The sequence below is a fragment of the Thalassoroseus pseudoceratinae genome (assembly GCF_011634775.1).
GTDB lineage: Bacteria > Planctomycetota > Planctomycetia > Planctomycetales > Planctomycetaceae > Thalassoroseus > Thalassoroseus pseudoceratinae.
This window is the reverse complement of sequence record NZ_JAALXT010000002.1, coordinates 1014154-1038038: the sequence shown is the minus strand read 5'-3', so window position 1 is coordinate 1038038 and position 23885 is coordinate 1014154. Positions and strand designations below refer to the sequence as shown.

General features: G+C 53.8%; 19 protein-coding genes. 12 read left to right on the top strand and 7 right to left on the bottom strand.

Annotation, left to right across the window (positions count from 1 at the left end; all coding sequences use genetic code 11):
- Positions 1-2: 2 nt before the first annotated feature.
- A complete protein-coding gene (locus G6R38_RS09540; RefSeq protein WP_166823457.1) occupies positions 3-809 on the bottom strand; it encodes an HAD family hydrolase in 807 nt (268 codons plus the stop codon).
- 250 nt (positions 810-1059) lie between these two features.
- Between G6R38_RS09540 and G6R38_RS09535 the strand changes: the two genes are divergently transcribed.
- The 4 genes from G6R38_RS09535 (at position 1060) to G6R38_RS09520 (ending at position 7502) form a co-directional block, all read left to right on the top strand.
- Entirely contained in the window at positions 1060-2967 is a 1908-nt protein-coding gene (locus tag G6R38_RS09535; RefSeq protein ID WP_166823454.1) for an Hsp70 family protein, read from the top strand.
- A gap of 24 nt (positions 2968-2991) precedes the next feature.
- On the top strand, positions 2992-4104 hold the full coding sequence (gene menC / locus G6R38_RS09530; RefSeq protein WP_166823451.1) for an o-succinylbenzoate synthase: 1113 nt from the start codon (positions 2992-2994) through the stop codon (positions 4102-4104).
- An 84-nt stretch (positions 4105-4188) separates the two neighbouring features.
- Positions 4189-5652 carry a sulfatase family protein gene (locus G6R38_RS09525; RefSeq protein ID WP_166823448.1) on the top strand — a complete coding sequence of 488 codons (1464 nt, stop codon included), beginning with the start codon at positions 4189-4191 and terminating at the stop codon, positions 5650-5652.
- Between the two features lie 5 nt (positions 5653-5657).
- Positions 5658-7502, top strand: a complete 1845-nt coding sequence (locus G6R38_RS09520; protein WP_240928135.1) for a sulfurtransferase — start codon at positions 5658-5660, stop codon at positions 7500-7502.
- Here the strand turns inward: G6R38_RS09520 and G6R38_RS09515 are convergent.
- Entirely contained in the window at positions 7490-9442 is a 1953-nt protein-coding gene (locus G6R38_RS09515) for a hypothetical protein (RefSeq protein WP_166823445.1), read from the bottom strand. The genes G6R38_RS09520 and G6R38_RS09515 overlap by 13 nt on opposite strands.
- Positions 9443-9523: 81 nt before the next feature.
- On the opposite strand from G6R38_RS09515, the gene G6R38_RS09510 reads away from it, so the two are divergent.
- Together G6R38_RS09510 and rpmF are read left to right on the top strand one after the other, a co-directional pair.
- Positions 9524-9946: a DUF1294 domain-containing protein gene (locus G6R38_RS09510; RefSeq protein WP_206028521.1), complete on the top strand. Its 423-nt coding sequence runs from the start codon at positions 9524-9526 to the stop codon at positions 9944-9946.
- A gap of 120 nt (positions 9947-10066) precedes the next feature.
- Positions 10067-10249, top strand: coding sequence for a 50S ribosomal protein L32 (gene rpmF, locus G6R38_RS09505; protein WP_166823442.1), 183 nt, complete (start codon positions 10067-10069; stop codon positions 10247-10249).
- Positions 10250-10441: 192 nt separating this feature from the next.
- Here rpmF and G6R38_RS09500 read toward each other — a convergent pair whose 3' ends face one another.
- Positions 10442-11788, bottom strand: coding sequence for a hypothetical protein (locus G6R38_RS09500; protein ID WP_166823438.1), 1347 nt, complete (start codon positions 11786-11788; stop codon positions 10442-10444).
- A gap of 348 nt (positions 11789-12136) precedes the next feature.
- Here G6R38_RS09500 and G6R38_RS09495 point away from each other — a divergent pair, with 348 nt between their 5' ends.
- Together G6R38_RS09495 and G6R38_RS09490 are read left to right on the top strand one after the other, a co-directional pair.
- Entirely contained in the window at positions 12137-12991 is an 855-nt protein-coding gene (locus G6R38_RS09495; RefSeq protein ID WP_166823434.1) for a sugar phosphate isomerase/epimerase family protein, read from the top strand.
- Positions 12992-13261: 270 nt separating this feature from the next.
- Positions 13262-13831 carry a histone H1-like repetitive region-containing protein gene (locus G6R38_RS09490; RefSeq protein ID WP_166823430.1) on the top strand — a complete coding sequence of 190 codons (570 nt, stop codon included), beginning with the start codon at positions 13262-13264 and terminating at the stop codon, positions 13829-13831.
- Positions 13832-13871: 40 nt separating this feature from the next.
- Here the strand turns inward: G6R38_RS09490 and G6R38_RS09485 are convergent, their stop codons facing one another.
- Together G6R38_RS09485 and G6R38_RS09480 are read right to left on the bottom strand one after the other, a co-directional pair.
- Positions 13872-15044 carry a metallophosphoesterase gene (locus G6R38_RS09485; protein WP_166823427.1) on the bottom strand — a complete coding sequence of 391 codons (1173 nt, stop codon included), beginning with the start codon at positions 15042-15044 and terminating at the stop codon, positions 13872-13874.
- Between the two features lie 96 nt (positions 15045-15140).
- Positions 15141-16604, bottom strand: coding sequence for a hypothetical protein (locus G6R38_RS09480; RefSeq protein WP_166823424.1), 1464 nt, complete (start codon positions 16602-16604; stop codon positions 15141-15143).
- A 333-nt stretch (positions 16605-16937) separates the two neighbouring features.
- Here G6R38_RS09480 and G6R38_RS09475 point away from each other — a divergent pair, with 333 nt between their 5' ends.
- From G6R38_RS09475 to G6R38_RS09460, 4 genes are all read left to right on the top strand, one after another.
- Positions 16938-17180, top strand: coding sequence for a DUF542 domain-containing protein (locus G6R38_RS09475; protein ID WP_166823421.1), 243 nt, complete (start codon positions 16938-16940; stop codon positions 17178-17180).
- Positions 17181-17458: 278 nt separating this feature from the next.
- Positions 17459-18466 (top strand): DUF1559 domain-containing protein, encoded by a 1008-nt coding sequence (locus tag G6R38_RS09470; RefSeq protein ID WP_166823418.1) that lies wholly within the window; start codon positions 17459-17461, stop codon positions 18464-18466.
- A gap of 75 nt (positions 18467-18541) precedes the next feature.
- Positions 18542-19006, top strand: coding sequence for a carboxypeptidase-like regulatory domain-containing protein (locus G6R38_RS09465; RefSeq protein ID WP_166823415.1), 465 nt, complete (start codon positions 18542-18544; stop codon positions 19004-19006).
- Positions 19007-19409: 403 nt separating this feature from the next.
- On the top strand, positions 19410-20405 hold the full coding sequence (locus tag G6R38_RS09460; RefSeq protein WP_166823411.1) for an HAD family hydrolase: 996 nt from the start codon (positions 19410-19412) through the stop codon (positions 20403-20405).
- A gap of 111 nt (positions 20406-20516) precedes the next feature.
- Here G6R38_RS09460 and G6R38_RS09455 read toward each other — a convergent pair whose 3' ends face one another.
- Together G6R38_RS09455 and G6R38_RS09450 are read right to left on the bottom strand one after the other, a co-directional pair.
- Positions 20517-22481, bottom strand: a complete 1965-nt coding sequence (locus G6R38_RS09455; protein ID WP_166823406.1) for a family 16 glycoside hydrolase — start codon at positions 22479-22481, stop codon at positions 20517-20519.
- A gap of 145 nt (positions 22482-22626) precedes the next feature.
- Positions 22627-23838, bottom strand: coding sequence for a hypothetical protein (locus tag G6R38_RS09450; protein WP_206028520.1), 1212 nt, complete (start codon positions 23836-23838; stop codon positions 22627-22629).
- Positions 23839-23885 lie beyond the last annotated feature (47 nt).

The following is a 23885-nucleotide window of genomic DNA, read 5'->3' as shown; positions in this document are numbered from 1 at the left end:
TCTTAATCGAGGCCGACGAGTTGGGGGATTTGGGCTAAATCGGTGATGACTGCGTTCGGTGTCACGTGTTGTACGCGATCGTCATCAGTGCGAAGGCGTAGCGAACGGGCATCACCGGCGAACAAGGCCGTGCGGAAACCGACCTGCTGTGCAGGCCAAATGTCTTTCAGCATATCATTACCGACATAGAGTGCCTCCTCCGGCGAAATCCCCAACTTGGCCAATGCTTGCTGAGACTTCTCGTAGAGAAACGTTCCTGGCTTGGCTTGGCGATACTGGTAAGAATAAAACCGCAATGCCGGATCGAAGCCGAGTTCGTCAAGATCCGCCCTTAGTAGCGACGGAAACAGATCGGGCGTGAAAAATTGGGCATTGCTGATGATGCCCAATTCCAAGCCAGCATCGCGAAGCGTTGTGAGCGTCGCTGCACAATTGGGCATGGGCCAAGCGGGATTGGCTAACACTTCGTATTCGATAGCGAGTTTCGCAAGCAATTCATCATTCGTTTCGAGAGGAGGAACGACGGATTCCTGTGTCAATCGCTGGAGTGCGTGCTTCCAAACCTCACAAATTTCGACTTCGGGATAGGAAATCCCATTTGATCTCGATTCGTCATGCGACTCCCCAATCGCCTCACGATACGCCCGCTCCACCGCCGCGATGTCGCCCACTTCACGAATGCCAACCGCGTTTAAAGCGTCCTGAAAAGCAGCATGGTGGGAATTATCATCCGCTGAACCAATATCGCCGCTCCCGCTGATGAGCAACGTCCCGTAAATGTCAAACACGACCGCACGTATTCCCCTCATCGGTGATAATCGGGGGGGAAGCTCGGTTGGAATCCGCTCGAGAGGTTGGGATTTGTCGCTGATAATCTGGCGAATCGGGTTCATACCGGGTCCGTTGTCCGACGTCCGTGCTGGCTGGGAGGAAATGATTTGCAAGATCGGCACTGGTTTCGAGGTGACGCCGATGATAGGATGAATCGTCCACATATAGGTGGTTCTTGCACCTTCTACATTGTATCTGGTTTCCAGCCAAACTTGAATCATTCCCATCATGTCGACTACCCAAGCCGTCGGGATCGATTTAGGCACGACTTATTCGTGCATATCGTATCTCAACGAACATGGCGAACCTGTCACGATCGCGAACGAGGAAGGCGAACACTCCACGCCTTCCGTGGTGCTGTTTGACGGCCCGGAAGTTGTGGTCGGCACGGAGGCGTTGCGTCATGCGATTGTGCACCCCGATCGTGTCGTGCAACATGCCAAACGGTACATGGGCGACACCGGGAAACACTGGACGGTCGATGGGCGGAATTATTCGCCAATCGACATTTCCGCGTTCGTGCTGCGAAAATTGCTCAAATCGGCCCAGGATCAAATTGGTCCGATTGAACGAGCTGTCGTAACAGTTCCCGCTCAATTCAGCGATGTCCAGCGTCACGCAACGATCCTCGCCGGACACAAGGCCGGCTTGCAACAAGTCGACATCATCAACGAACCGGTCGCGGCCGCTTTATGTCACGTGTTGGGAACCGAAGGGCTGTGGTTCAGTGAACTGGCCGAAGCACAACGTCTGATGGTTTACGACCTCGGTGGCGGCACGTTTGACCTGTCATTGGTGAAATATCAGAAGAACGAGGTCAGCGTTGAAGCGAGTGTCGGGGATTTGCAACTCGGTGGGATTGACTGGAACAACCAACTGCAAGAGGCCATCGCCAAGCAATTCCAACGCGACTTTGAATTGAACCCGATGGAAACCCCCAACGGTCGGCAGATGCTCTCGTTGGAAGCCGAGCAAGCCAAACGAGCGCTCAGTGTGCGACCGAAGTCTTCATTCACAGTTCAATACGGTGGTCGTCAGAAGAGCTATCAAGTCGAGCAGGCTCAATTCGAAAAACTGACGAAACCGCTCGTCGACCGGACGGCGAAAATCGTCAAGAAGTTGCTCAAAGACCGCAAAATGGGCTGGGCTCATGTGGATGTCGTCCTGACGACCGGTGGTGCTTCGCGAATGCCGATGATTCGGAATATGCTCAAGGATCTCAGCGGTCGCACGCTGAATTCGACGCTCTCGCCCGACCAATCCATTTCGCACGGTGCCACTTACTACGCGGGCATGATGCTCACGAATAGCAAGTTTGCTCGGTCCATTCTCAACGAGGAAGCCACCGCTCGGTTGTCGAGTGTAAAACAACGCAGCGTGAATGCGCGAGCGTTGGGAATCATGATTCGCGATGTCGAAACCAACAAGCGGGTTCCACATTACCTGATTCCGGAAAACACCGCGTTGCCGACGGACCAAACGAAGCACTTTGGAACCGTCGTTCCGAATCAACGACGGGTGAAGCTCCAAGTCGTCGAAAGTGGCACATCTCCAGAACAGCCGCCAGTGGTGTTGGGTGAGTGCCGCATCAATGATTTGCCAGCGGACTTGCCTTCGGGATCGCAAGTCGCGGTGACGATTCGTTACGACGAATCCGCCCGTGTGCATGTGAGTGCGGTTGATGTCGCGAGTGGAAAACGTGCCGCAGCGGAGATCATTCGGCAAGAAAACATGGTCGCACAAATCGCTGCCGATCACCTTGAAGAAGGTTTCTCGATCGACTTAGACAAGGAACTATTGGAGTTACATCCGAAGGCTCAGGATCGCCGCTCGCGGGCGAACCAAGAAGAACGAAAATCACCATTCACTCCCGACCCGAGCGACGATCTCGATAGTGCGGATGAACCAGTTCCGCTCGATGATGATGGCAATCCGATTGACCCTCATCAGTTGTCGGCCGATTACTCCGCTGCACGGAAAAAGAAAACACAGAACGCCAGTTCGCGTCAACGCGTCACTGGGAAGAAGAATGCTCCGGAACGTGGACGAAGAAAGCGCTCGGCCAGTCCACCTCCACCGCCCTCACGCAAACAACGCGATCCCGGCGAAGATGAATTCTGGAGTATTCCCGAATAGAAAACCTGCCAACGGACGAAATCCTTGAAGATCGATCGCATTGAATTGTTTCACGTGGCCATGCCGTTGATTTCGCCATGGCGGACCGCGTACGGGGAAGATGCCGATATCCATTCGGTGTTGTGCCGAATGTCGAGTGGTTCGGTCGATGCCTGGGGTGAGGCGTCGTCGTTGGCGGCTCCGTGTTACTCACCCGAATGGGCTGGAGGCGTGTTCGCGACCGCCCGGAATTGGTTGGCTCCCAGTCTCATCGGTGAAGAGATCACGGATGGATCGCAACTTCAGTCTCGATTGGCGGTCTTCAAAGGCAATCAATTTGCCAAAGCAGTTCTCGATTCCGCCTTTTGGTGTCTAAAAAGTCGCATCGAAAACACGCCGCTGCATCGGTTATTGGGGGCGAGTCGTGACGAAGTTCCAGTCGGTGCGGATTTTGGTGTCGGAGACAATCTCGACGACTTGTTAAACGATATTGCGGGTGCCGTCGAGGCGGGTTTTCCGAGGGTGAAACTCAAATTTCGTCCCGGCTGGGATATACCGATGCTCGAAGCGGTTCGCCATGTCTTTCCGGAAGCGACTATTCACATCGATTGCAACAGCGGTTACACCCTGGCAGACGCCGAGTTGTTTCGCGACATTGATCGCTTCGACCTTGCGATGATCGAACAACCACTCACTTTCGATGACGTGGTCGATCACGCGGCACTGCAGAAACAGATTCGCACGCCGATCTGCTTGGATGAAAGTCTGAATTCACTGCATCGGGCGGAACAGGCGATCCGTTTGGAAAGTTTGCGGTACGCGAACATCAAGCCCGGTCGCGTCGGCGGCCTGACGGTTGCGGTGGCGATGCATGATCGGTTCCAAGCCGCTGGGATTCCCTGTTGGGTTGGGGGGATGCTCGAAAGTGCCGTCGGAAGCTCGATATGCACTTCGCTGGCGATGCTCGACAACTTCACGTATCCGGCGGACATCTTCCCCTCGTCTCGTTACTACGAAACCGATCTGGCCGACCGCCCGCTGGAGTTGAGCGCCACATCTGACGGCACTCCCACCGTGCGTGCTACCGACGATATTCCAAACCCACACCCGGAACGCTTGCGGCATCAAACCGTCCAGCATGCCGTGATTACCCCGTGAGTTTCCCGAGCCGTTGCATCGCGAAGCGGCTCAAATTCGCTACAATGACGGCTCGCACTCGCACCGTTTTGAGGGTTGACCGTCATGAATTGTTCCGTACGGCGTGTTGTTTTCGCGTGCCTATTGCTCGTTTCAACCGGTCTGACGAAGGCGGCTGAAACATCGTCGTCGCATCCGAATATCGTGTTCATCCTTGCCGATGACATGGGGTATGGCGATCCGAAGTGTTACAACGCAGACTCCAAAATCCCAACGCCGAATATCGATTCTCTGGCGACCGGTGGCATGCGGTTCACTGATGCCCACGCCGCTGGGCCGTTGTGTCACATGTCACGATATGGATTACTCACCGGGCGATATCCTTTTCGGACGAACGTGGGAAAGTGGCGGCGTCAACCGTTGATTGAAGACGATCAAATGACGATCGCTTCGCTGCTCCAGCAAAACGGCTATCACACTGCAATGGTCGGGAAATGGCACCTGGGTTTCCACGAGAATGGATATGACAAACCGCTCCCTGGTGGCCCCGTCGATCGGGGTTTTGATTCGTTCTTCGGAATACGAGCGTCAACGGATATTCCGCCTTACTTTTACATCCGTGGCAACCAAGCCGTTCAACCGCCGACAGACCACATCGAAGCCCGCAATTCCAAAGAATTCTGGACACCGATTCAAGGCGAGTTCTGGCGAGCGGGGGGCATTGCTCCGGATCTGGCTCTGAGAGACGTGCTGCCATTGTTCGCCGATGAAGCGGTGGGAGTTATCGAGGACCATGCCGACTCGCCTCAGAAAAAGCCGTTAATGTTGTACGTCGCGTTTCCGGCACCACACACGCCGTGGCTGCCATCAAAAGAGTTTGTCGGTACGAGCAAAGCCAGTCTTTACGGCGATTTCACTGTGATGGTAGACGCCATGGTGGGCAAGATTTTGCAAGCGCTGGACCAAGCCAAGATGACCGACAACACGTTGGTCATCTTCTCCTCGGACAACGGACCGACGTGGTACGACAAAGATGTGGAGAAGTTTCAGCACGACTCCGCCGCTCACCTCCGGGGCATGAAAGCCGATGCTTGGGAAGCCGGTCATCGTGTGCCGTTCATTGCCCGGTGGCCGGAGAAGATTCCAGCAAATTCCGTCAACAATAAACTCGTCTGCTTCACCGACATGTTGGCGACGTTCGCTGCCATCGTCGATCAGGAACTTCCCGAAGACGCGGGTCCGGATAGCTTCAACATTCTGCCAACCTTGCTGGATCCCAACGCCGACACCGTGCCCACGCGACAGTCATTCGCCATGGGTTCCGGGAATGGAATGATGATGATTCGGGACGGTAACTGGAAACTGATTGACGGGCTTGGTTCGGGGGGATTTTCAAAGCCGTCTCGCATCAAGCCGATACCTGGCGAACCGGCGGCACAGCTCTACAATCTCGCGGACGATCCTGGCGAAACGCAGAATCTCTATTGGGAAAAACCGCAGCAGGTCAAACGGCTGATGAAGTTGTTAACGTCCATTCGACGCGGCCAACACCGCCGGATCGGATCGTAATTTCTATGAGTTCAAGTAGTCTTCAGAATCTGAATCGATCGATGGCCGAAGTCGTCAATATCGCTGCCTACAAGTTTGCTGACCTGACCGAACTCGCTGAGTTGCGGAGCGAACTCCGTGCGTTGTGCCAAGCCCAGCGTTTGAAGGGCACAATTCTTTTGAGCCCCGAAGGGATCAACCTGTTTGTTGCGGGAGACCAGTCCGGCATCGATGCGTTACTTGGACGAATTCGAGAGATTCCCGGTCTGACGGATTTGGAAGTCAAAGAAAGCCTTAGCGATGAGCAGCCATTTCAGCGGATGCTCGTGAAGATCAAGCGAGAAATCATCAGCTTTGGTGTTGAGGGGATTGAACCGCACCGGTACACGTCGCCACGGATTTCCGCGGCGGAACTCAAACAATGGCTCGATGAAGGCCGTCCGGTGACACTTCTCGACACACGGAACAATTTCGAGATCGACGCAGGCACGTTTGAGAATGCCGTCGCCATCGACATCGAAAACTTTCGGCAATTCCCGGAGGCCGTCGAGAAGCTACCCGCGGAGATGAAACAACGGCCGGTGGTCACGTTCTGTACGGGTGGCATTCGCTGTGAAAAAGCGGCCCCGTATTTGGAGCGTGTAGGGTTCGAGAATGTCCTGCAACTCGACGGCGGGATTCTCAAGTATTTGGAAGTTTGCGGCGGTGATCACTACGACGGCGATTGTTTCGTCTTTGATCGTCGTGTCGCGGTAAATGAAAAACTCGCCGAATCGCCACTTGCACAGTGTTTCGTCTGTCAGGCGATTTTAACGCCGGAGGATCAACAATCGCCGCTGTATGTTGAAGGACAATCGTGCCCTCACTGTCATCGGTCTGTAGATGAGCAACGTCGCGACTTAATCGCATCACGACAACGGAAACTTGCGGACATCACTCAACCGTTGCCGGGAAGCCAACCGTATACGAATCATCGACCGTTGCGAGTGGCCAGTCAGTTTGACGGCCTTAAAGTTCTCGACTTCTTGGATGCGATGAAGACGCAACTCTCGCGTCAGGAATGGTCCGAAGTCTGCGAGAACGGGCATCTGTTATGCAATGATGCCCCCGTTCATCCGGGGCGAACGGTTCGGTCCGGTGAGATACTGGTTCACGTCATCCCAATGACTGTCGAGCCGGAGATCAACGCGGATATTGAGATCCTCTATGAAGACGATGCCATTGTGGTCGTGAATAAACCGGCTCCGTTGCCGGTCCATCCGTGTGGACGGTTCAACCGGAATTCGTTGACGTACCTGTTGAATCTCGTCTACGCACCTTTGAAGCTACGACCGGCTCACCGCCTCGATGCGGAAACGACCGGAGTGATGGTGTTTTCCAAGACTCGCCAAGTCGCTCGGCAACTGCAACCGCAGTTTGATGAAGGCAAGGTCCAAAAGCGGTATTTGGCCCGTGTGCAGGAGCAGCCGGAGGCAACGCAATTCGACTGCCAAGTCCCGATCAGTGCGGAACCCGGTCCTGAGGGTGTGCGTGTCCCCGACGAAAACGGGCTTCCTGCGGAGACCCGTTTCGAGACATTACAGCGATTGGACGATGGGACAGCGATCCTGCAAGCAACACCGATGACGGGACGGACGAACCAAATCCGCTTGCACCTGTGGCATCTTGGGTTCCCAATTGTCGGCGATCCGATTTATCGGCCCAACCAACAACTTGCCGCCGCAATGACAACCGACTTAGCGAAAAGCCAACTCGGGCTACACGCAGCCGAGCTGAGTTTTGTTCATCCAACGACCGAGTTGAATATGAGTTTCCAGGCGACCGAACCGGACTGGTTTCATAGCCCCGGCGAAGTCGTTCAGTCAGGTTGATACTCGACCCAAAGAGTCTCATCGACCTGACCCGTTGAGACACGCCAAGTTTGCGTTGCTTGCCCATCTACTCGTTCAAACCGGTGAGATTTCGTTTTCGACGTGTCACCTTCGCGCCAGTGAAACGTGACCCGTGTTGGGTCGGTTTTCGGCAGTTGGTACACGAGATGCAATTCTGCCCGGCGATATCGCTTGCCTCCGTCATTGCGAAAACGCACTGCAATGGGACCATCGACTGCATCCAACGGCTTTGAACCGTAACAAAAACTTTGTGACCAAAAGTCCGGGGGTTCATGTCCCCGGCGTGTAATTCGCCAATTCCTGACAAGCGGTTCCCAAGATTGCCCGTCGGTTGTGGAATACTCAATCTGATAGCTCACGTCTGGCGACGGGGGATTGGAAGAGGCCACATGCGCGGCGGCAAAGACTTGCGTGGCCGTCGTGTTTCGAGGCGGTGTCAGTTCCAATGTGAGACGTGGTGAATCGAAATCGCCGGCCGTGCGATGAGCTTTCGCCTGATCCAAATTCGGCCCGGCACTGATGATCGCCTGCCCCGATGCTGCGAATTCAACAGTGGAGCCGTGACTCGTCAGACGGGGAATCGTCGAGGAATTGCATTGGCAGACGGTGACGATTTCCAACTCAGATTCAACCAATCGCTCAGCACGATCATGAATCCGAAGCCAGTACTGCCGATGGCCTTTAACGGCATCGGTTAAGTCCCAGTGCTGCTGCATGGCGTCCTCAGTCTGCCAAGATTGTCCGCGATCCGTCGAGACCGAGATTTGAATTGGAACCGTACTGCGAATGACCAATCCATTTCGACACCCTGGTTCATAAATGCCCCATTCGTGATCACTCGCGGGCGTTGCAGCAATGATGTATGGCGATTGGAACTCGAAGGTCGTGTGCGAGTCCGTTTCTTCGATCACGCCTTCGGTATAATCACCATTTGCGAAGTTAGGACGATACGTGAAGACGGCGTTGGCGTACTGAGCGCGACCGGATTGGTAACCGGATTCCGGAGCGGAGTTGTAGAACATTTCGGGCTGATTGACCCAAGTACGTGCACGTTGTGGCCCCGAAATGCCATCGGTGGGATCGTTTCGCCCCCAAAACACGAACGATTTCCCATCCTCCAGACCGGGTTTCAAAAACCGACGAAAGGTTTCCCCGCGTCGTAAATGAACCATCGGCGGCGGTCCCGCATAGCCAGCGAAGTACTCGGCGGTGCGGTAGGAATCGAAGGCCTTCCAATCGTCGGGATGTAGTCCGCAGACCGGCCAACCATTCTGTGAGGCGTTTCTCGAGGTCCGCCCCCGAAGAACTCGCACATCGTCTTGCAAGTCGCCGATGGAAAGAAGTTTTCGACCTGATTCGTCAAACAATACGGTCGAGACATCGTGATCCAACAGCGACCACTGTCCCGTGCCATACGCAGAGTCTTTGAGAAAGGCTTCAAACGAATTGTGGCCACTCACACCGATGACCCGAGCACGATTGTGCCCAAGCAGATGTTGAATTTCCGCGGTCCACTGGGCGTGCGTCGTGCCGCAGAGTCCGTAGCCATGAGCGAACAGACCCGTCCAGTAATCACGTGTGGCGGAGTCGGTGGAATTGTCGAAACCCCGGTTCCACAGGTCTTCGTGACCTTCTTGTCCATGCCAATAATGAGTGTTCCGCCACATCCACGCGGCGAGCACGCGGTCTTCGTCATTTTTTGGTGCGTGGCCGACCACTCGTTCGAACAGATCGGCCTGAGTCTTCGCGAGCCGATCGAAACTCGAACATGCCAACTCCCCTGGATACCAAGGATGATCGGTGCGAACCTGCGGATCCCCCACCCCTGCCCTCACCGTCGGATTCAGGGTAAAAGCACCGCACCAAGTGAGCAAAGTGACGGTCGCCAACGTGCGTGCAATCGGACACTTGGTTCTCATCTTGGCCTCGTCTGCATGAACTGGAAGACTGGTCTGTCGCGGTTGCCGGTGAAAACGATATGATACCCGTCCACGGTTTCAGTGTACAATCATCGCGTTGGAGAGACGGCTGTGAAAGGTGGGGCGTCGGGTTGGTTCATCGTCGGGGCGGCAGTTTGGTGGGGTTTAGCCACGATTCTGCTGTTACTCCTTGTGGTCTGGGGCGGCATTCGTTGCCCTTGGTTCGTGGCATTGTATTTCGCCGCAACGGTTCTGGTCAGCATCGCGGCGTTCGCTGCATACGGGCTCGACAAGCGTTACGCCCAAGCTGAACGATGGCGAGTCTCGGAAAAAACACTGCATTGGCTCGACGCACTCGGCGGTTGGCCAGGCGGATTGATCGCTCAACAGGTTTTTCGACACAAGACTCAAAAACTGCGGTTTCGCATGGTTTTCTGGCTGATTGTCATCATTCATTTGCCATTGACACTGTACAGTTTGCTCCAGGTTACGGTCGGCGGATGAGGACCGTCCTGACGGAACTCGATGAAATTTCATCACGATGGCTTGACATCACACGTTCAATCAAGGATTTTACGGGTTTCCCGCAAACTGGACTGTACCGATTGAATTGAGGCTGTTCCCATGGCTGTTCCAAAGCGACGCCAATCCAAATCTCGATCTCGTAAACGAAATTCCCATAACGCTGTGACGCCCCCGCAAGTCAGTGGCTGCCCGGAATGTGGTCATCCGCGTCCATCGCACGTCGTCTGTCCGAAGTGCGGTTGGTATATGGGACGCGTACTCGCACCGCCGGCCGACGAATAAGAACCGGGCAAACGAGACCTGCGTCAGTCCACGAAGCGGTCGAAGCACGGTATCAACCCACAATGAAAAAACGGGGCAAACTCCAGCAAGAGTTTGCCCCGTTTTTGTCTTGGCCGAATCGGTGTTCTGTGGAACCCCGTGGCTCATGGTGGTGAAGGGGACTCACCACCCGAGCGGTTACACTCAACCGGATTACTTGAAGATGTCGAACAGGCAACATCCTTTGCTGGGTTCACAGCAGACCGGTTCCGGCGTGCAGCAGGTGTCGACCGGCACTTTTCGGCAGACGGTGCGGGGAATCCGACGGGTGACGTTGTAGGTCACCGTGCGAGGCACGCATCGGGTCCGAGTCTTGTAAGTGCAGCACTCAACTTTGCGACAGACCGTGTAGGGCACTTTCTTCGTGCGAGTTTCTTTGACCATCGTGCAAGAGCGAACGGGAACCGTCTTGGTTCGGCACTCTTTCACGTATCGGCAAGTCGTGTAAGGAATTCGTTTCTGCACACATTGTTTTACCCAAGTGCAGGAGCGAACGGGAACCTGCTTCGTGCAGCACTGCTCGGTGTAGCAGACCGTGGTGTACGGCACGCGTTTGCAGACTTGTTGTTTGACGTAGCGAACCGTCGTGTGGCAGACCCGACGGGTGCCGCATTGCGGGATTCGCTTGCAAACGGTGTACGGAACACGTTTACGTTTGATTTCCTTGCAGTATCGTGTGGTGCAGACTTTCTTTTGAACCGTTTTCGGGCACCAGACGCGTCGACAAACCGTCTTCGTGCAGCATCCACCCGATGGACCGCAGTTGGTCGTACAGGCGTTGTCAGCACAAGGAACACTGCAACTTGGCACGCATGTGCTGACCGGAACTTGTTCGGTCACGGTCTTCCATTCGCCGCATTGCACATCCACCGTGTGCCATTCTTGAACAGGTTTGCAAACCGTGTAGCAAACATCGCGGTACCGAGTTTCCGGCACGGTTTTGTAGGTGGTGCAAGGCACGGTCTTGTAGCACTTGTCGTAGATGGGCTTGCAGACCGAATAGCTCACCGTACGGTAGTGACGTTTGTAGATCGGCTTGCGAACTTTGTAGTTGACCGTCTTGTAACACGTTTTCCAAACCGGCTTACAAATCTTGCAAGAGATGGTCTTGTAGCGTGTCGTGTAGACCGGCTTGCAAGCGGTGTAGTTGACCGTCTTGTAGCAGGTGTTGATCTTGGGAACGCAAGCGGTGTAGCAGACGTCCCGGTAACGGGTCTCGTAGACATTCTTGACGGTCTTGCAAGGAATCTTCTCGATGACGGTGTCGTAGACCGTCTTCGTGCATTGCTCGACCTTGCAGTCGTAAACGGTTTCTTTGACGGTTTTGTATTGCGGTCCACAGCATGACTTCGCTGTCATGTAGTTTCCGCAAGGGGCACACGCTTCCGTAGGACAGCAGTTGTAGCTGGCCGCTCCGCAGTAGCCCGCTTGGGCTTCCGTGCCTGTCGCCAAAGCGATTGTGATCGCCAGCACGACGGGCACCCATTGCACATATCTCATTGATGGGGTCCCTAAATTCGATCTCGATCCGGTTGGTCCACCAAGTTCCATTACTCACTGGAACTCAGTGCATCTGACCTTCCTTTCCTCGTCACCCCAGCCCATCTCACTAAAGTCAACGACGTGCATTTCCTGGTCCGCATTGCTTTCCAACACCCCGTTGTCTGCGTGATCGCTACAACCGCACGAATCGGATGGTGCTCGCAGCGTCTTGGGAGGGGACGGTCATCTCAAACCCATGATCTCACGCACAATTCATCCACTCGGATGCAAAGCAACCGCGAAGGCGTTATCTTTCGCTGTCAGTGCTTGCCAGATGAAATAGAAAAGAACCGAGAGGAACCGCCAATGCGATTTGCTATCTGCCAAGAGTTGTTCGTCGATTGGGACTGGAAACGCCAATGCCAATTCGTCGCGGAATGTGGCTACACGGGAATTGAAGTCGCCCCCTTCACCATCGCGTCGAGTCTCCAAGACGTCCCCGTTGAGACGTTCCAATCCATGCGGAAGGAAGCCGAGTCGGCCGGTCTGGAAATCATTGGACTTCACTGGTTGCTCGCGAAGACGGAAGGCTTGCATTTGACGTCGACAGATGCGGACGTCCGCAAAGCAACGGCTGAATACCTCGCGACCTTGGGCGATGCATGTGCGGAACTTGGCGGTCAGGTGATGGTGTTTGGTTCCCCGCCACAACGAAATCTGCCCGAAGGCGTTTCAACGGAACAAGGGCTGGAATACGCAGCCGAGATCTTCAAGTCGTGCATGCCCCGAATTGCCGATCGCGGCGTGCAGATCTGCATGGAACCGTTAACGACGAAAGAAACGGATTTCATCAATACCTGTGCCGACGCCAAGACGCTGATCGAAATGGTCGATCATCCCAGCTTCGTGTTGCACCAAGATGTCAAAGCGATGCTGGGTGCCGAAAGCGAACCATTGCCAGTGGTCATCGAGAAGTACAAAGACATCACGAAACACTTCCACGCCAACGATTCAAACCTCTTAGGACCGGGGATGGGTGAGACTGATTTCGTCCCGATTTTTGAAGCTCTTTTGAAGACTGACTACCAAGGTTGGGTCTCTGTGGAAGTCTTCGACTACGCCCCCGGAGCGGAAACAATTGCCCGAACAAGTTTGGCAGCCATGCAAGATGCATTGGAGGCTGCTCGCAAACGAATCGCGTCGAATGAAAAATCCGCTTAAGAAAAAGGTATAAATTGTGAGGATTCTCTTGACGGAAACGGTTGAATTGTCTTGCACAATTTCGCAAACACCGTAGGATGATTTTCAATCATTGCAAGACCAGGGCTGAACTTATTGCTGATTGACACTGCAAGGATCGGCACTTGTTGGACGCGGGGGTCCAAACACAAGTTTCGGAAAACCATCTGGCCAAACAATTGCCAACACCATCGGACATTCGTCTCAGCGGCAAGATGGCCTCGTCGATGACACAACAAGGAGCACACTACAGTGGCCAAGAAGAAGGCAACGAAAAAAGCGACAACAAAAGTCGCCGCGAAAAAGTCGCCCGCGAAAAAATCAACTGCGAAGAAAACCACCGCAAAGAAATCGACGGCGAAAAAGTCCACCGCGAAGAAGTCTCCAGCAAAGAAGACCACCGCCAAAAAATCGACCGCTAAGAAGTCGACGGCCAAGAAGTCCACCGCGAAGAAATCGCCAGCCAAAAAGACAACGGCCAAAAAGTCGACCGCTAAGAAATCGACGGCGAAGAAGACCACCGCGAAAAAGTCGACCGCCAAGAAATCAACAGCGAAGAAAACCACGGCGAAGAAGTCGACGGCCAAGAAGTCCACCGCGAAGAAATCACCCGCGAAAAAGACAACGGCTAAAAAGTCGACTGCTAAGAAATCGACGGCAAAGAAAACTCCCGCCAAGAAGTCGACAGCGAAAAAGACCACTGCGAAGAAATCGACTGCGAAAAAGTCGACCGCCAAGAAATCGACGGCTAAGAAAACTCCTGCCAAGAAGTCCACGGCCAAAAAATCCACCGCGAAGAAAACATCGCGTAAGAAGTCTTAGTCGTCGCGGAGACGTTGAAGTCAGTGCACGCACATCGCGTTCAAGACACTTTCGGCGTCGTTGTTGAAGACAAGACAAGCTTGGTCACGGTCGGGCGACAGTTCCAACGGAGCGGAATCTCTCCGGAAAGGCCACGTGAGACGTGCATTAGTGTCGGCTCACGATACCAACTTCCGGCAGAGTGTTTCACGCCTTGCAAACTCGGTGCGTAGACCGGGCCGATGACCGGCAAAATAACTTGGCCACCGTGGTTGTGTCCGGATAACATCACATCCACGTCGTGTCGCTGCGCCCACTGAAAATGATCTGGGGTATGACTCAGTAGAATCCGAAACCCCGTTGAACTTTGCACACTCAACGGCGGATGCTCGCTCATCCAAGGCCACTCCGTCCCGGCGATTTCTAGCCGATGGCCCCGATCGCTCAGTTCACAAACCCGCCCGGAAACATCCTGCCAACCGAGATCACTGACTGCGGTTCGGATAACGGCGGAATCCTGACGTTCGTCGTGATTGCCCAGGATAAAGTATTGTCCAAGTCGACCATGCAACTTGCCAAGCGTCTCCGGCAACCATGACACATGCGAAATATCGTCAAAGAGATCACCTGTGAAAACGACTAAGTCATACGGTTGGTCGTTCACTTCAGCGCACACTTCTCGAAAAAAATCCAGACTGAGTGTCCCAATCAAATGGAAATCACTGAGATGGAGAATTGAGAATCCATCCCATGCTGTCGGGAGACGTGAGCAATGGAATTGCTGCTCCTGAAATTCAACCTGGCAAACTTCATTGAATGGGAGTCGCGCAATGATTCGGTGTGGACCGTTGCCGAGACACCGCGAACCGAGCTTCGTTCGGTAATCCACGATTCGACTGTCGGCTGAAATCTGTGTCGATGCGGGTCGCCGTATCTGCCAGCGGATTGACGAGGCCACCAAACTCAGCAGCCCCACCCCACAAACTCCGGCAACAACACGCCAACCGATTGGCGCTTGCTGAAAATCGGCCTCTTGGAACCAACTTGGACCGAGCCAAACCATACCTAGCAGAGCGATCGGAAATGCAATGATTGCGACGTCGTGCAATCGTTGGGTGAATTTCAACACCCATTCCGGTAAGGCGAGTCCATGGATTCGATTAATGGCCACCGCTTGCAATTCCGCATGACCAGCGGCGAGCAAGATCACGACACAAAAACTAGTGAAGCTCATGGGCGGGACAGGCCGTTGAAAACCGAAACGAGACCAAAATCAATACCGCAGTCACGTTGATAAAAACGGGAACCGCTGCGTTGTGACAATTCAAATTCAGAAGGGCACAGACACTTGGCATTGGATTTCCGAGTCGAAATCGACATTGTCCTGTCGTTCAATTGGGATCACACCGCCAATTCGCACCGTCGCACCATTGGCGAGGACGGTATGCATCCCCAACGTGAAATTCAGAGCATCCGACCAACCAGCGGGGTTGGTAAAGTTGAAATTCACCGTTCCATCAGACGAGGCATATTCGACACTGTCAGAATCTTGGATGGGCACTCCGTAGTGCAATTCACTGACCAAAGCGACGCCGACCACCGCACGGGCATTCGGGTTTTGATACAGCCAATATCCACCACTGACATCCACGAACAACAGCGTGGATTCGTTCAATCGACCGACATTCTGACGACTCTTGGCGTCGTCGACGATAACAGAGTTCCCACGTGTCGGAATATCGAGTTGAAATATCCCTTGCACAAACCAGTTGTCAAACGGTGTGTAGGCAATCCCCAGAAACGGAAACAGATGGACGTTTTCGTTCTTGAGTTCATAAAGAACCGAATCGACGCGGCCTTCACCATCCGCACCGATCGGAATATCAAAGCCAAATCCGGCGGAGATCAATCCGTCATCGGCCACAAGCAATGCCTGTTTAAATAAGAATGTCAGGTTGCCCAACCCGCCGGCAGTGGCACCGACTAAGTCGGAATCAAGCTGCCATTGATTTGCACTCACAGATTGCACGACTTGCACCGAGTTCCATCCGTCAACGAATGTTTTCTCGATCCCGAAGGCAAACCGATCGACCGAGCGATTCACTCGATTCGTACGCAGCGAGACGACCCCACCGATCTCGACAAAATCATAAGTGTCGGCAGCGAGCGCGTTCTCGAAGTGGTTGTAAGAGAATATCCAGCGATCCTGGGGAATCGGGCTGTTGTTTTCGCTGACTTTCTGCCGTCGCACACCACCTGCCAGCGGAATCTGAGCCTCACCATCGAATGTAAAATTCTGCACGGTGTCGACTTCGACGTTGGTCACAACGTCCACTTGCACATCGCGCGGTTGCGTTGTCGTCGAGGAACCACTTGAAGGATCAACAATGGTGACGGTATCAAAGACAGTGACAGTTTCAGTCGTTGTGATGGGAACGATCTGTGTGCCGGTCACAACTGGCACATCGACGGAAAAACATGCTGTCCCTCCGGGCGTGAAAAAGTCGCCAAACATATTGGGCATGCGAGAAAGAGAACGGCCGGTCACACCACGTCGGGAGGCTTGCAGACGTTCAAAACCATTCTCGAACCGGTTCGACCGACTCGCCAATTGTGGAAACGGCGACGTTTGTTGTGGAGGTGTCGTCGGTGGAGGCACGAAGCCGGGGTCATCGGTTTCTGCTTCGCTCTCAGCTTGGGCCAACTGGATGGAGTGGCCATGCTCCGCGTGGGCGATGGACGACCATCCGCAACATCCAAGAGTGAGCATTGAAGCGAAAAAAGCGATTCGCATGGTTGTTCTCGTTCATAGGGTCCGAGCGATTCCATGTTCAGTATCGATCGATCGACCACCCGAGAATCGGCTTCTTTCCTACGCTCCGTCAAACTGGCAAAAACGTCGAATTCGACACAACCAGATTAACCTTTGAAAGTTCCCCAGATCCACATCATCACAATTCGCACACAACCACCTTATCGTCGAGAAGGAACAAAAACCGAACTCGAGAGCCTTAGCCGTTTGGTTGCCTCAAGAACCAGACGCAACCATTGCTTCAACACTCTATTTCGGCAGAATTCGAGAAAATTTGATATCATCATCCAATTTGGCAAGCGATGGAGGAATTTCATGGGATCGGAAACCGACCCGATTGCCTCTTTAACCCCTGACGATGCGATTGTCGATTGGGCGACAGACGTCCCGGAATCGATTCGTGTATTCGAGAAGTTCGGCGTGGATTATTGCTGCGGAGGAAAGTCACTGGACTACGCCTGCGGGCAGCGAGGTATCGAAGTCCAACAAATCGTCGATGAAATTCGGATAGCGGCGAAAAACGCGGTATCTGAAGGTGCGTCGAGCAAAAAACCATGACATTTCGTTCACGTATTCGCCATGATGGCTGATCGCAGTGATATCTAAATGTCGAGCTGATTTAAACCGACAGATAGGCCTTTGTCTCTGTGAGTGGAGGAGGCACATCAGGTTGGCTGACGCTACCAAACCGTCGAAATGACGAAGAGTTCGGAACACGCCCACAGTTGACGTGAACGGCTATTCCGGTTTAATTTACTAAATCTTCAAAAGTCCTTTCGGACTAATTGCCCTCTTTTTCACTTCTTTCTTTCATTAGAAATGAGGAACCAATGAGAATGCGTCCACACACTTCACAAGCACACTCGTTCCGTGTGTCGATTCGCCGCGGATTCACACTGATCGAATTGCTGGTTGTGATCGCGATCATCGCCATCTTGATCGCATTGCTATTACCAGCTGTTCAACAAGCTCGTGAAGCCGCACGCCGCACCCAATGTAAGAACAATCTGAAGCAGCTCGGTTTGGCGTTGCACAACCATCACGATGTTCATGGGAATTTCCCGTCGCGTCAGGGAAGCCCAGCTGGTACGCATAGCCGACTCAGCGGCATGCTTGACTTGCTGCCATTCCTGGAACAGAACAACCTTTTCGATGACATTTTCGCAACGAACCCGCCAGAACCGTGGAACGGCAGTTTTGCTCCGTGGCAGAACGAAATCCCTGCTCTGCTGTGCCCGTCAAGTCCGGAACATCCGGCCGGTGGTGCGATTGGCGACCACAATTACCACTTCTGCTCAGGTGACTCGCATGTAACAAACACAGCGAACCCACGCGGTGTCTTTGGAGATGACTCGTACCTGGCGATGCGTGACGTCACCGACGGAACCACCAACACGATCGCCATGGGCGAGCGAGCGTTTCCACGGGCGGGTAAAGACATCAATTACACCGCCGTTGGATCGAACCACACTGTCCCCGCAGACTGCGCAGCGACTTACGATACCACCACCCGACAGTACACCGGTACGGCTCACACATGGTCCGGTCGACGGTGGAACGATGGTGGTGCTGGTTTCAGTGCGATCAATACCTGCTTGCCTCCGAACTCCCCACAATGTGCTCACAACAACCACGATGCTCAGAACGGCTACTACACGGCTTCCAGTGAACATGCTGGTGGCGTGCAAGTTGTGATGGTGGACGGCTCGGTCCAGTTCGTCAGTGAGAATATTGACGCGGGTAACCAGGGAGCCAGCTCAAGCGGTCTCTCCGGCGTTAGCCCCTACGGTGTTTGGGGTGCAATGGGCACTCGAAACGGCAGCGAAGTTGTAACGTTGCAGTAGTCGAAAAAATTGCTTTGGACGCGGTCTGTGGATAGGCCGCGTTTTTCTTTTGCGTGACATCGCTGGGGAGAGAGTATGACGGTCCGATCGATAGTGAATTGGGCATTCGCCACATTAATCGTTGGTAGCTTGGTGGGATGCGGCGGAGCAACTCAGGATGAGTGGACCGAAAAACGTGAGAAGGTCGTGCCGGTGAGCGGAGTTGTGCTGGTCAACGGCAAGCCGATCGAGGGCGCCACGGTCAATTTCCACTCGGAAACCAAGGACGTCACTGCACATGGTCGCACAGACGCCCAAGGGCAGTTCGAGCTGACAACCTACGAAGCCGCTGATGGTGCAGTCCCAGGCAAGCATAAGGTGACGGTGAAGAAGCACGAGGTCAAAACTGTTCCAAATCCGGAAGACCCAGAACTTGGCCCGATCTCATCGGAAGAAATCTGGCATACACCAAAGGTCTACGGTTCCATCGGTACCACACCGCTGACCTTCGACGTGGGTCCCGAAGGCAATTCTGACGTTGAGCTCAAACTCGAGCAGTAGAACCTCCACATCTATTGATACGCATCATGAATTCGATCGCGTAACAATCCCCCCTCGCAAATGTCGATATGCCGCGTTTGCGGGGGACAAGGATGCCGATTCACCAACCTGGCGACCAATCAGCCGGAACACGCATCCCCTCCAAAGACGCATCAAAGTCACACCGGAAGATTCTCGAACCGGAAGTGGCTTCAGGGCGACTCAGCCAGTTCTATGCGTCTCGCAAAACACTACTAATCTCGTTTCAGCAAATTTCATTCAACTTGTGAAGCCCCTGCTTTGGAGACGATTGGGCGGTGGTATAATCTCCACGGTAATTATGCACGATTTGTGTGCTGCTTGACGACGGACGTCGGGTATCTGGTCAATGAGAATTCACTCAAGCGAGGAGAATGCTACCCCAATGAAATCGTTGCTACTAAATCTCAACTATGTCTATGCGGTGTTGGTTACGCTCTTTGTCACGGCGTCTTTGGATGCCGCTGATCCACTTCCATCTTGGAACGAGACCGGCACCAAACGAGCTATCATTGGTTTTGTCGAACGTGTGACAGACCGACAGAGTTCGGACTATGTTAAGCCGGAAGCTCGGATCGCGACCTTTGACAATGACGGCACGCTTTGGAGTGAACAACCTTATTACTTTCAAATTGCCTTCGCGTTTGATCGCGTCAAGGCGATGGCATCAAAGCATCCGGAGTGGAGCAAGAAACAGCCGTTTAAAGGTGTCTTGGAAGGAGATCTGAAAGCAGTCATGGCAGGCGGTAAGGAGTCGTTGCTGAAACTCATCGCTACCACTCATTCCGGTATGACTAGCGAAGAATTCGAGCAAGAAGTGACGGATTGGATTTCCAAAGCAAAGCATCCTAAGACCGGAAGGCTTTACAAGGAGATGGTATTCCAACCGATGCTAGAACTGTTGACTTACCTGCGTGCGAACGGCTTCAAGACTTACATTGTGTCAGGCGGAGGTATTGAGTTTATGCGTCCCTGGACGGAAGCCGTCTATGGAATTCCCCCAGAGCAAGTGGTCGGCAGCAGAATCAAGACTCAGTACGAAATTCGCGATGGTCAACCGGTGATCGTTAGTCTTCCTGAGGTCAACTTCATCGACGACAAAGAGGGCAAGCCAATCGGAATCCATTACCATATTGGTCGACGCCCCATCTTTGCAGCCGGGAATTCTGACGGTGATTGGCAAATGCTGCAGTATACGACGATTGGTCGATCGCCAAGTTTCGGACTGATCGTGCATCATACCGATGCAGAACGTGAATGGGCGTACGACCGGAACTCGCACATTGGTCAACTCGACAAGGCCCTTGCCGACGCCCCACAACAGGGGTGGACCGTGATCGATATGAAAAAAGACTGGATACGAATCTACCCTGAAAAGTGATGAACTTGGAACCTCGTCAATGCACGATATGATTGGCCGACTTGCGACGATGAAATTTGGCTATCGCCTTGCCATCGTCGTAGGTCGGGCGGAATCGCGAGTCCTGTCATCTTACTTTTTTGGCGTTTGCTTGGCTTTTTGAGCTCTAAGCATGGCCTTCACACGTGCTTCTTCTTTCGCTAGCGCGGAGCCCGTCACCGGCATTGGTTCGAAGTATTGTTCAGGGATAATCTCTTCGTCTTGCGGTATCTCCCGCCATCGCAAATTGCGATACCAGACGTCATGGCCATGATCTTGCAGCCACAGCTGGCCGTTACGTCCTGTGAGATCACCACCACGGGCAGCGAGCAACTTAACGTACCAGTTCCACTTCGGGTCTTCATAGTCGAAGGACAAGACTCGTTCACCATTGAGCCAATGTTCGATCACACTTCCCTGACAGATAACTCGGGCGGTGTTCCATTCTCCGACGGCCCGGGTGGCATCTTTCGAAGGAGCCATACAGAAAAAGAGCGAGGCCGCCGCCTGTCGTGCATTCTCGCCGTAGGGACTGCCGATATTATCGAGCACCTGATACTCAACTTGTCCCGGCCGGTAATACACACCGCTGTTACACCCCTGGGAAACCTTCCAGTCGAATCGCAGTTCAAAATCATCGGGTACAGTCGCTGCGGTGTAGGTCAACGAACCACCACGCGACTTTCGGTAGAACGCCCCATCCTCAATCACCCAGTTCCCCGAATGGTCCCATCCGTCGAATGTCTTGCCATCGAAGAGTGACGTGAAGTCTGATTCCGGCTTTGTCAAGCGAGCCAGCGGGCGACTGATCAGAATCTTGAGTTGCGATTTTGGCCCTTGAATTTGCTTCGCCAGGATGTCTTCTTCCGTGAATCGAGCCATCAGGATTTCCCCATCGGTAGCTCGATTGCGATCATAAGAAATATAGATGGTGCCATCAGGAGCTTGGAATCCGTCTGGATACGAGATTCCTTTTCGCTCATCGAGGACAAGCCCACCATGCCAAGACTTTCCTTCATCATCCGACAGCCAGGCACTCAGTTGCACTCGCCCCTGATGGGAATCGATTTGGTCACCATGCTTCACTAAGAGAATACGACCAGAATGGAGACGTCGGACGTGAAACCGTGCGTTCGGTTGGCGAATGGCTGGCGGTTCAGACGCCTTGGACCAAGTACGGCCACCATCCGTGGACACTGATTGCATAATGCCTTTCCGTGTCCGTGCCAACATCCACAGTGAACCGTCCTTCCGTTCAACGATCATGTGTTCGTGCCAGTCAGGATTCGGGAAGGTCGCCATTCCACGCCGCTTCCAAGTTTCTCCGTTGTCCGTCGAGATAAAAACATTGGCTCCACGCATCGGGTCAAGCTCGGAGAAGCATCCTTTGAACGGTCCGAACCCGCCGCGTTGATCGAGCGAAATTGGCAACATCCATTCGCCCGTCGAGAGTATCGTTGGCTTGTTGAGTGTAACTCCATGCCAAATGCGTCGCGGGGCTGACCACGTGGGCTCGTTGGCATCCGGATTGTCACATCGAGTCATCCACACGCCGGCTCGCCCGTCGAACATGTCCATTGATTGATCGAAAATCAGCCACAGGCGTCCCAACGGGTCGGTCCATAGATTCCCAACCAAAATACTTCGCGGTCTGGGCAACTCTTTGGCGTGCGAATCAACCACCAACCGTGGTTTCGACCATGTCCGACCGTCATCATCTGATGTCGCCAATACGAAGTAAGCTGCCGGACTGTCACCACCAGCAACCCAGCAGGCCCGCAATCGACCACCCGGCGTGCGTTCGATGCCAATCGTCATGCCATAGTCTAAATTCTCATAGTCGTACTCGGGCAGAGGCGATGTATTCAGGACGGGAGGAACGAGGGCATGGTCTGCCACTTTCTCCATCTTGGCGATTCGTGTTGCTGTTTTCTGATCGGTATTCTGCCTCGGCGATTCGGCGAGAACCAAGTTCTCACCGGCCGAAAGACAAGCCACATCAGAGACGGCGACGAAGACGAATGACAAAGCAAAACAGAGAACGCTAAGAAGTTTCATATGGTCGATGAGTCCGAGAAGTCCGGGTGCAAAGTAGGTTTGAGTTGTGGGTTACGTCTAGTGACTTCGAACCCGCGGCCGGTACACAACAACCGATGTCGTTACCTGACGCCCGAGCGAAGATATTTGCGGAAGCCACTTGGTCTTAGTACTTCGGGAAGATGTCGGGAGTCGGGAAGCGTTCTTCTGGGCTGCCACTTCCGAGGTATTCCTCACGGGGCACATTGACGCGAGGCCAGTTGCCTGGGCAGACGCGAACCACTCGACCAGGGCGGATGCCTTCGATAATAAGGTCGGTCTCGAATTGAATCTGAATACCGCTACTTCCCAAAGGAATGTCGTCCTCCGTTTGGATCACGTCGAGAATGGAGCCCTTCGACGCCATGTGCGAGGGGCCGTATGCACCATGAGTGTGCTTCAACGTATTCTCAACAGCATTCATCATCGCTGAGCTTCCTTTTTTGAAGTCAGCGTAGAGTGATTCATCCATCCCACCGAACAAGGTCGCGGACACTTTGGCCCGGCCGAATTTTCCATACTCGACGGCATCGACGACAGCAGGCATCCAACGACTTCGGACAAACGCTTTGTGTGTCTCCGTCTGTTGTTGAGCCGCACGTTGCATGGCGGTGTCATCCAGCCAGATATCCGAAATATGGAACCGCGTAAACACGCCGCCGGGAGTGGGCTTCCAAGTGATCCCGAGAAACACAGGCTGACCGTCGAATGCTTTCTTGCCTTCGCTGGGCCAGACTTTTTCAGCGATCAAATCGTCAATTCCCAGACACTCACGCCCCCGCCAGATGCGGGTGGCAGCATCGAAGGTCATCGCTTCCTCATTCGCGTCACCGTCTCTGCCATCTTTCGTTGCCCGACTAGCGACAATCATTCCTTGATTGTTCTTAATCTCCAATTCTTTCAGCTTCCAAACTTTGCCGACACGCTGACAGTAGCTGGGCTCGTCCTCGAGCAGGAGAACATGATTTTCCGCAGGAGCCGTCCCAGCACCGCTATAGCCTGCATTCTTTTTACGGTTGTTGACCGGCAACACCGGCACCGACGATATTTTCGGATCTGGTGGGAGAAAAGCCCGAGCGTGCAGCACAGTACCGAGGGGTACATCACGAAGATCCGCCGGTGCACCATGGTAGCGAACGATACCGTAGGGAAGCATCGCAAATGGATGCGGGTCGTTCCGGTAAAACATGCCTGCACCTTCGATCCGAAGGCTGCCGCGACGATTGGCATGATCCACAAATACGAGTTCACCTCGATAAGAAAGCGCCTGGTCGATTGGAGGGAACTTTCCGACCTCGGGCCGATACGGTTCGTCCTCCGCGATCGCAACGTTTGTCATCAGAAATAACAAAATACCGAGACCCAGCCCGCAACATTTGCTAGACA

Bases quoted from the DNA above. Each gene is read 5' to 3' on its own strand.
- G6R38_RS09535 (WP_166823454.1), top strand. From the start codon at position 1,060: ATGTCGACTACCCAAGCCGTCGGGATCGATTTAGGCACGACTTATTCG.
- G6R38_RS09520 (WP_240928135.1), top strand. From the start codon at position 5,658: ATGAGTTCAAGTAGTCTTCAGAATCTGAATCGATCGATGGCCGAAGTC.
- G6R38_RS09515 (WP_166823445.1), bottom strand. From the start codon at position 9,442: ATGAGAACCAAGTGTCCGATTGCACGCACGTTGGCGACCGTCACTTTG.
- G6R38_RS09465 (WP_166823415.1), top strand. From the start codon at position 18,542: ATGACGGTCCGATCGATAGTGAATTGGGCATTCGCCACATTAATCGTT.
- G6R38_RS09500 (WP_166823438.1), bottom strand. From the start codon at position 11,788: ATGAGATATGTGCAATGGGTGCCCGTCGTGCTGGCGATCACAATCGCT.
- G6R38_RS09455 (WP_166823406.1), bottom strand. From the start codon at position 22,481: ATGAAACTTCTTAGCGTTCTCTGTTTTGCTTTGTCATTCGTCTTCGTC.
- rpmF (WP_166823442.1), top strand. From the start codon at position 10,067: ATGGCTGTTCCAAAGCGACGCCAATCCAAATCTCGATCTCGTAAACGA.
- G6R38_RS09525 (WP_166823448.1), top strand. From the start codon at position 4,189: ATGAATTGTTCCGTACGGCGTGTTGTTTTCGCGTGCCTATTGCTCGTT.
- G6R38_RS09540 (WP_166823457.1), bottom strand. From the start codon at position 809: ATGAGGGGAATACGTGCGGTCGTGTTTGACATTTACGGGACGTTGCTC.
- G6R38_RS09450 (WP_206028520.1), bottom strand. From the start codon at position 23,838: ATGACAAACGTTGCGATCGCGGAGGACGAACCGTATCGGCCCGAGGTC.
- G6R38_RS09460 (WP_166823411.1), top strand. From the start codon at position 19,410: ATGAAATCGTTGCTACTAAATCTCAACTATGTCTATGCGGTGTTGGTT.
- G6R38_RS09480 (WP_166823424.1), bottom strand. From the start codon at position 16,604: ATGCGAATCGCTTTTTTCGCTTCAATGCTCACTCTTGGATGTTGCGGA.
- G6R38_RS09475 (WP_166823421.1), top strand. From the start codon at position 16,938: ATGGGATCGGAAACCGACCCGATTGCCTCTTTAACCCCTGACGATGCG.
- G6R38_RS09470 (WP_166823418.1), top strand. From the start codon at position 17,459: ATGCGTCCACACACTTCACAAGCACACTCGTTCCGTGTGTCGATTCGC.
- G6R38_RS09495 (WP_166823434.1), top strand. From the start codon at position 12,137: ATGCGATTTGCTATCTGCCAAGAGTTGTTCGTCGATTGGGACTGGAAA.
- G6R38_RS09485 (WP_166823427.1), bottom strand. From the start codon at position 15,044: ATGAGCTTCACTAGTTTTTGTGTCGTGATCTTGCTCGCCGCTGGTCAT.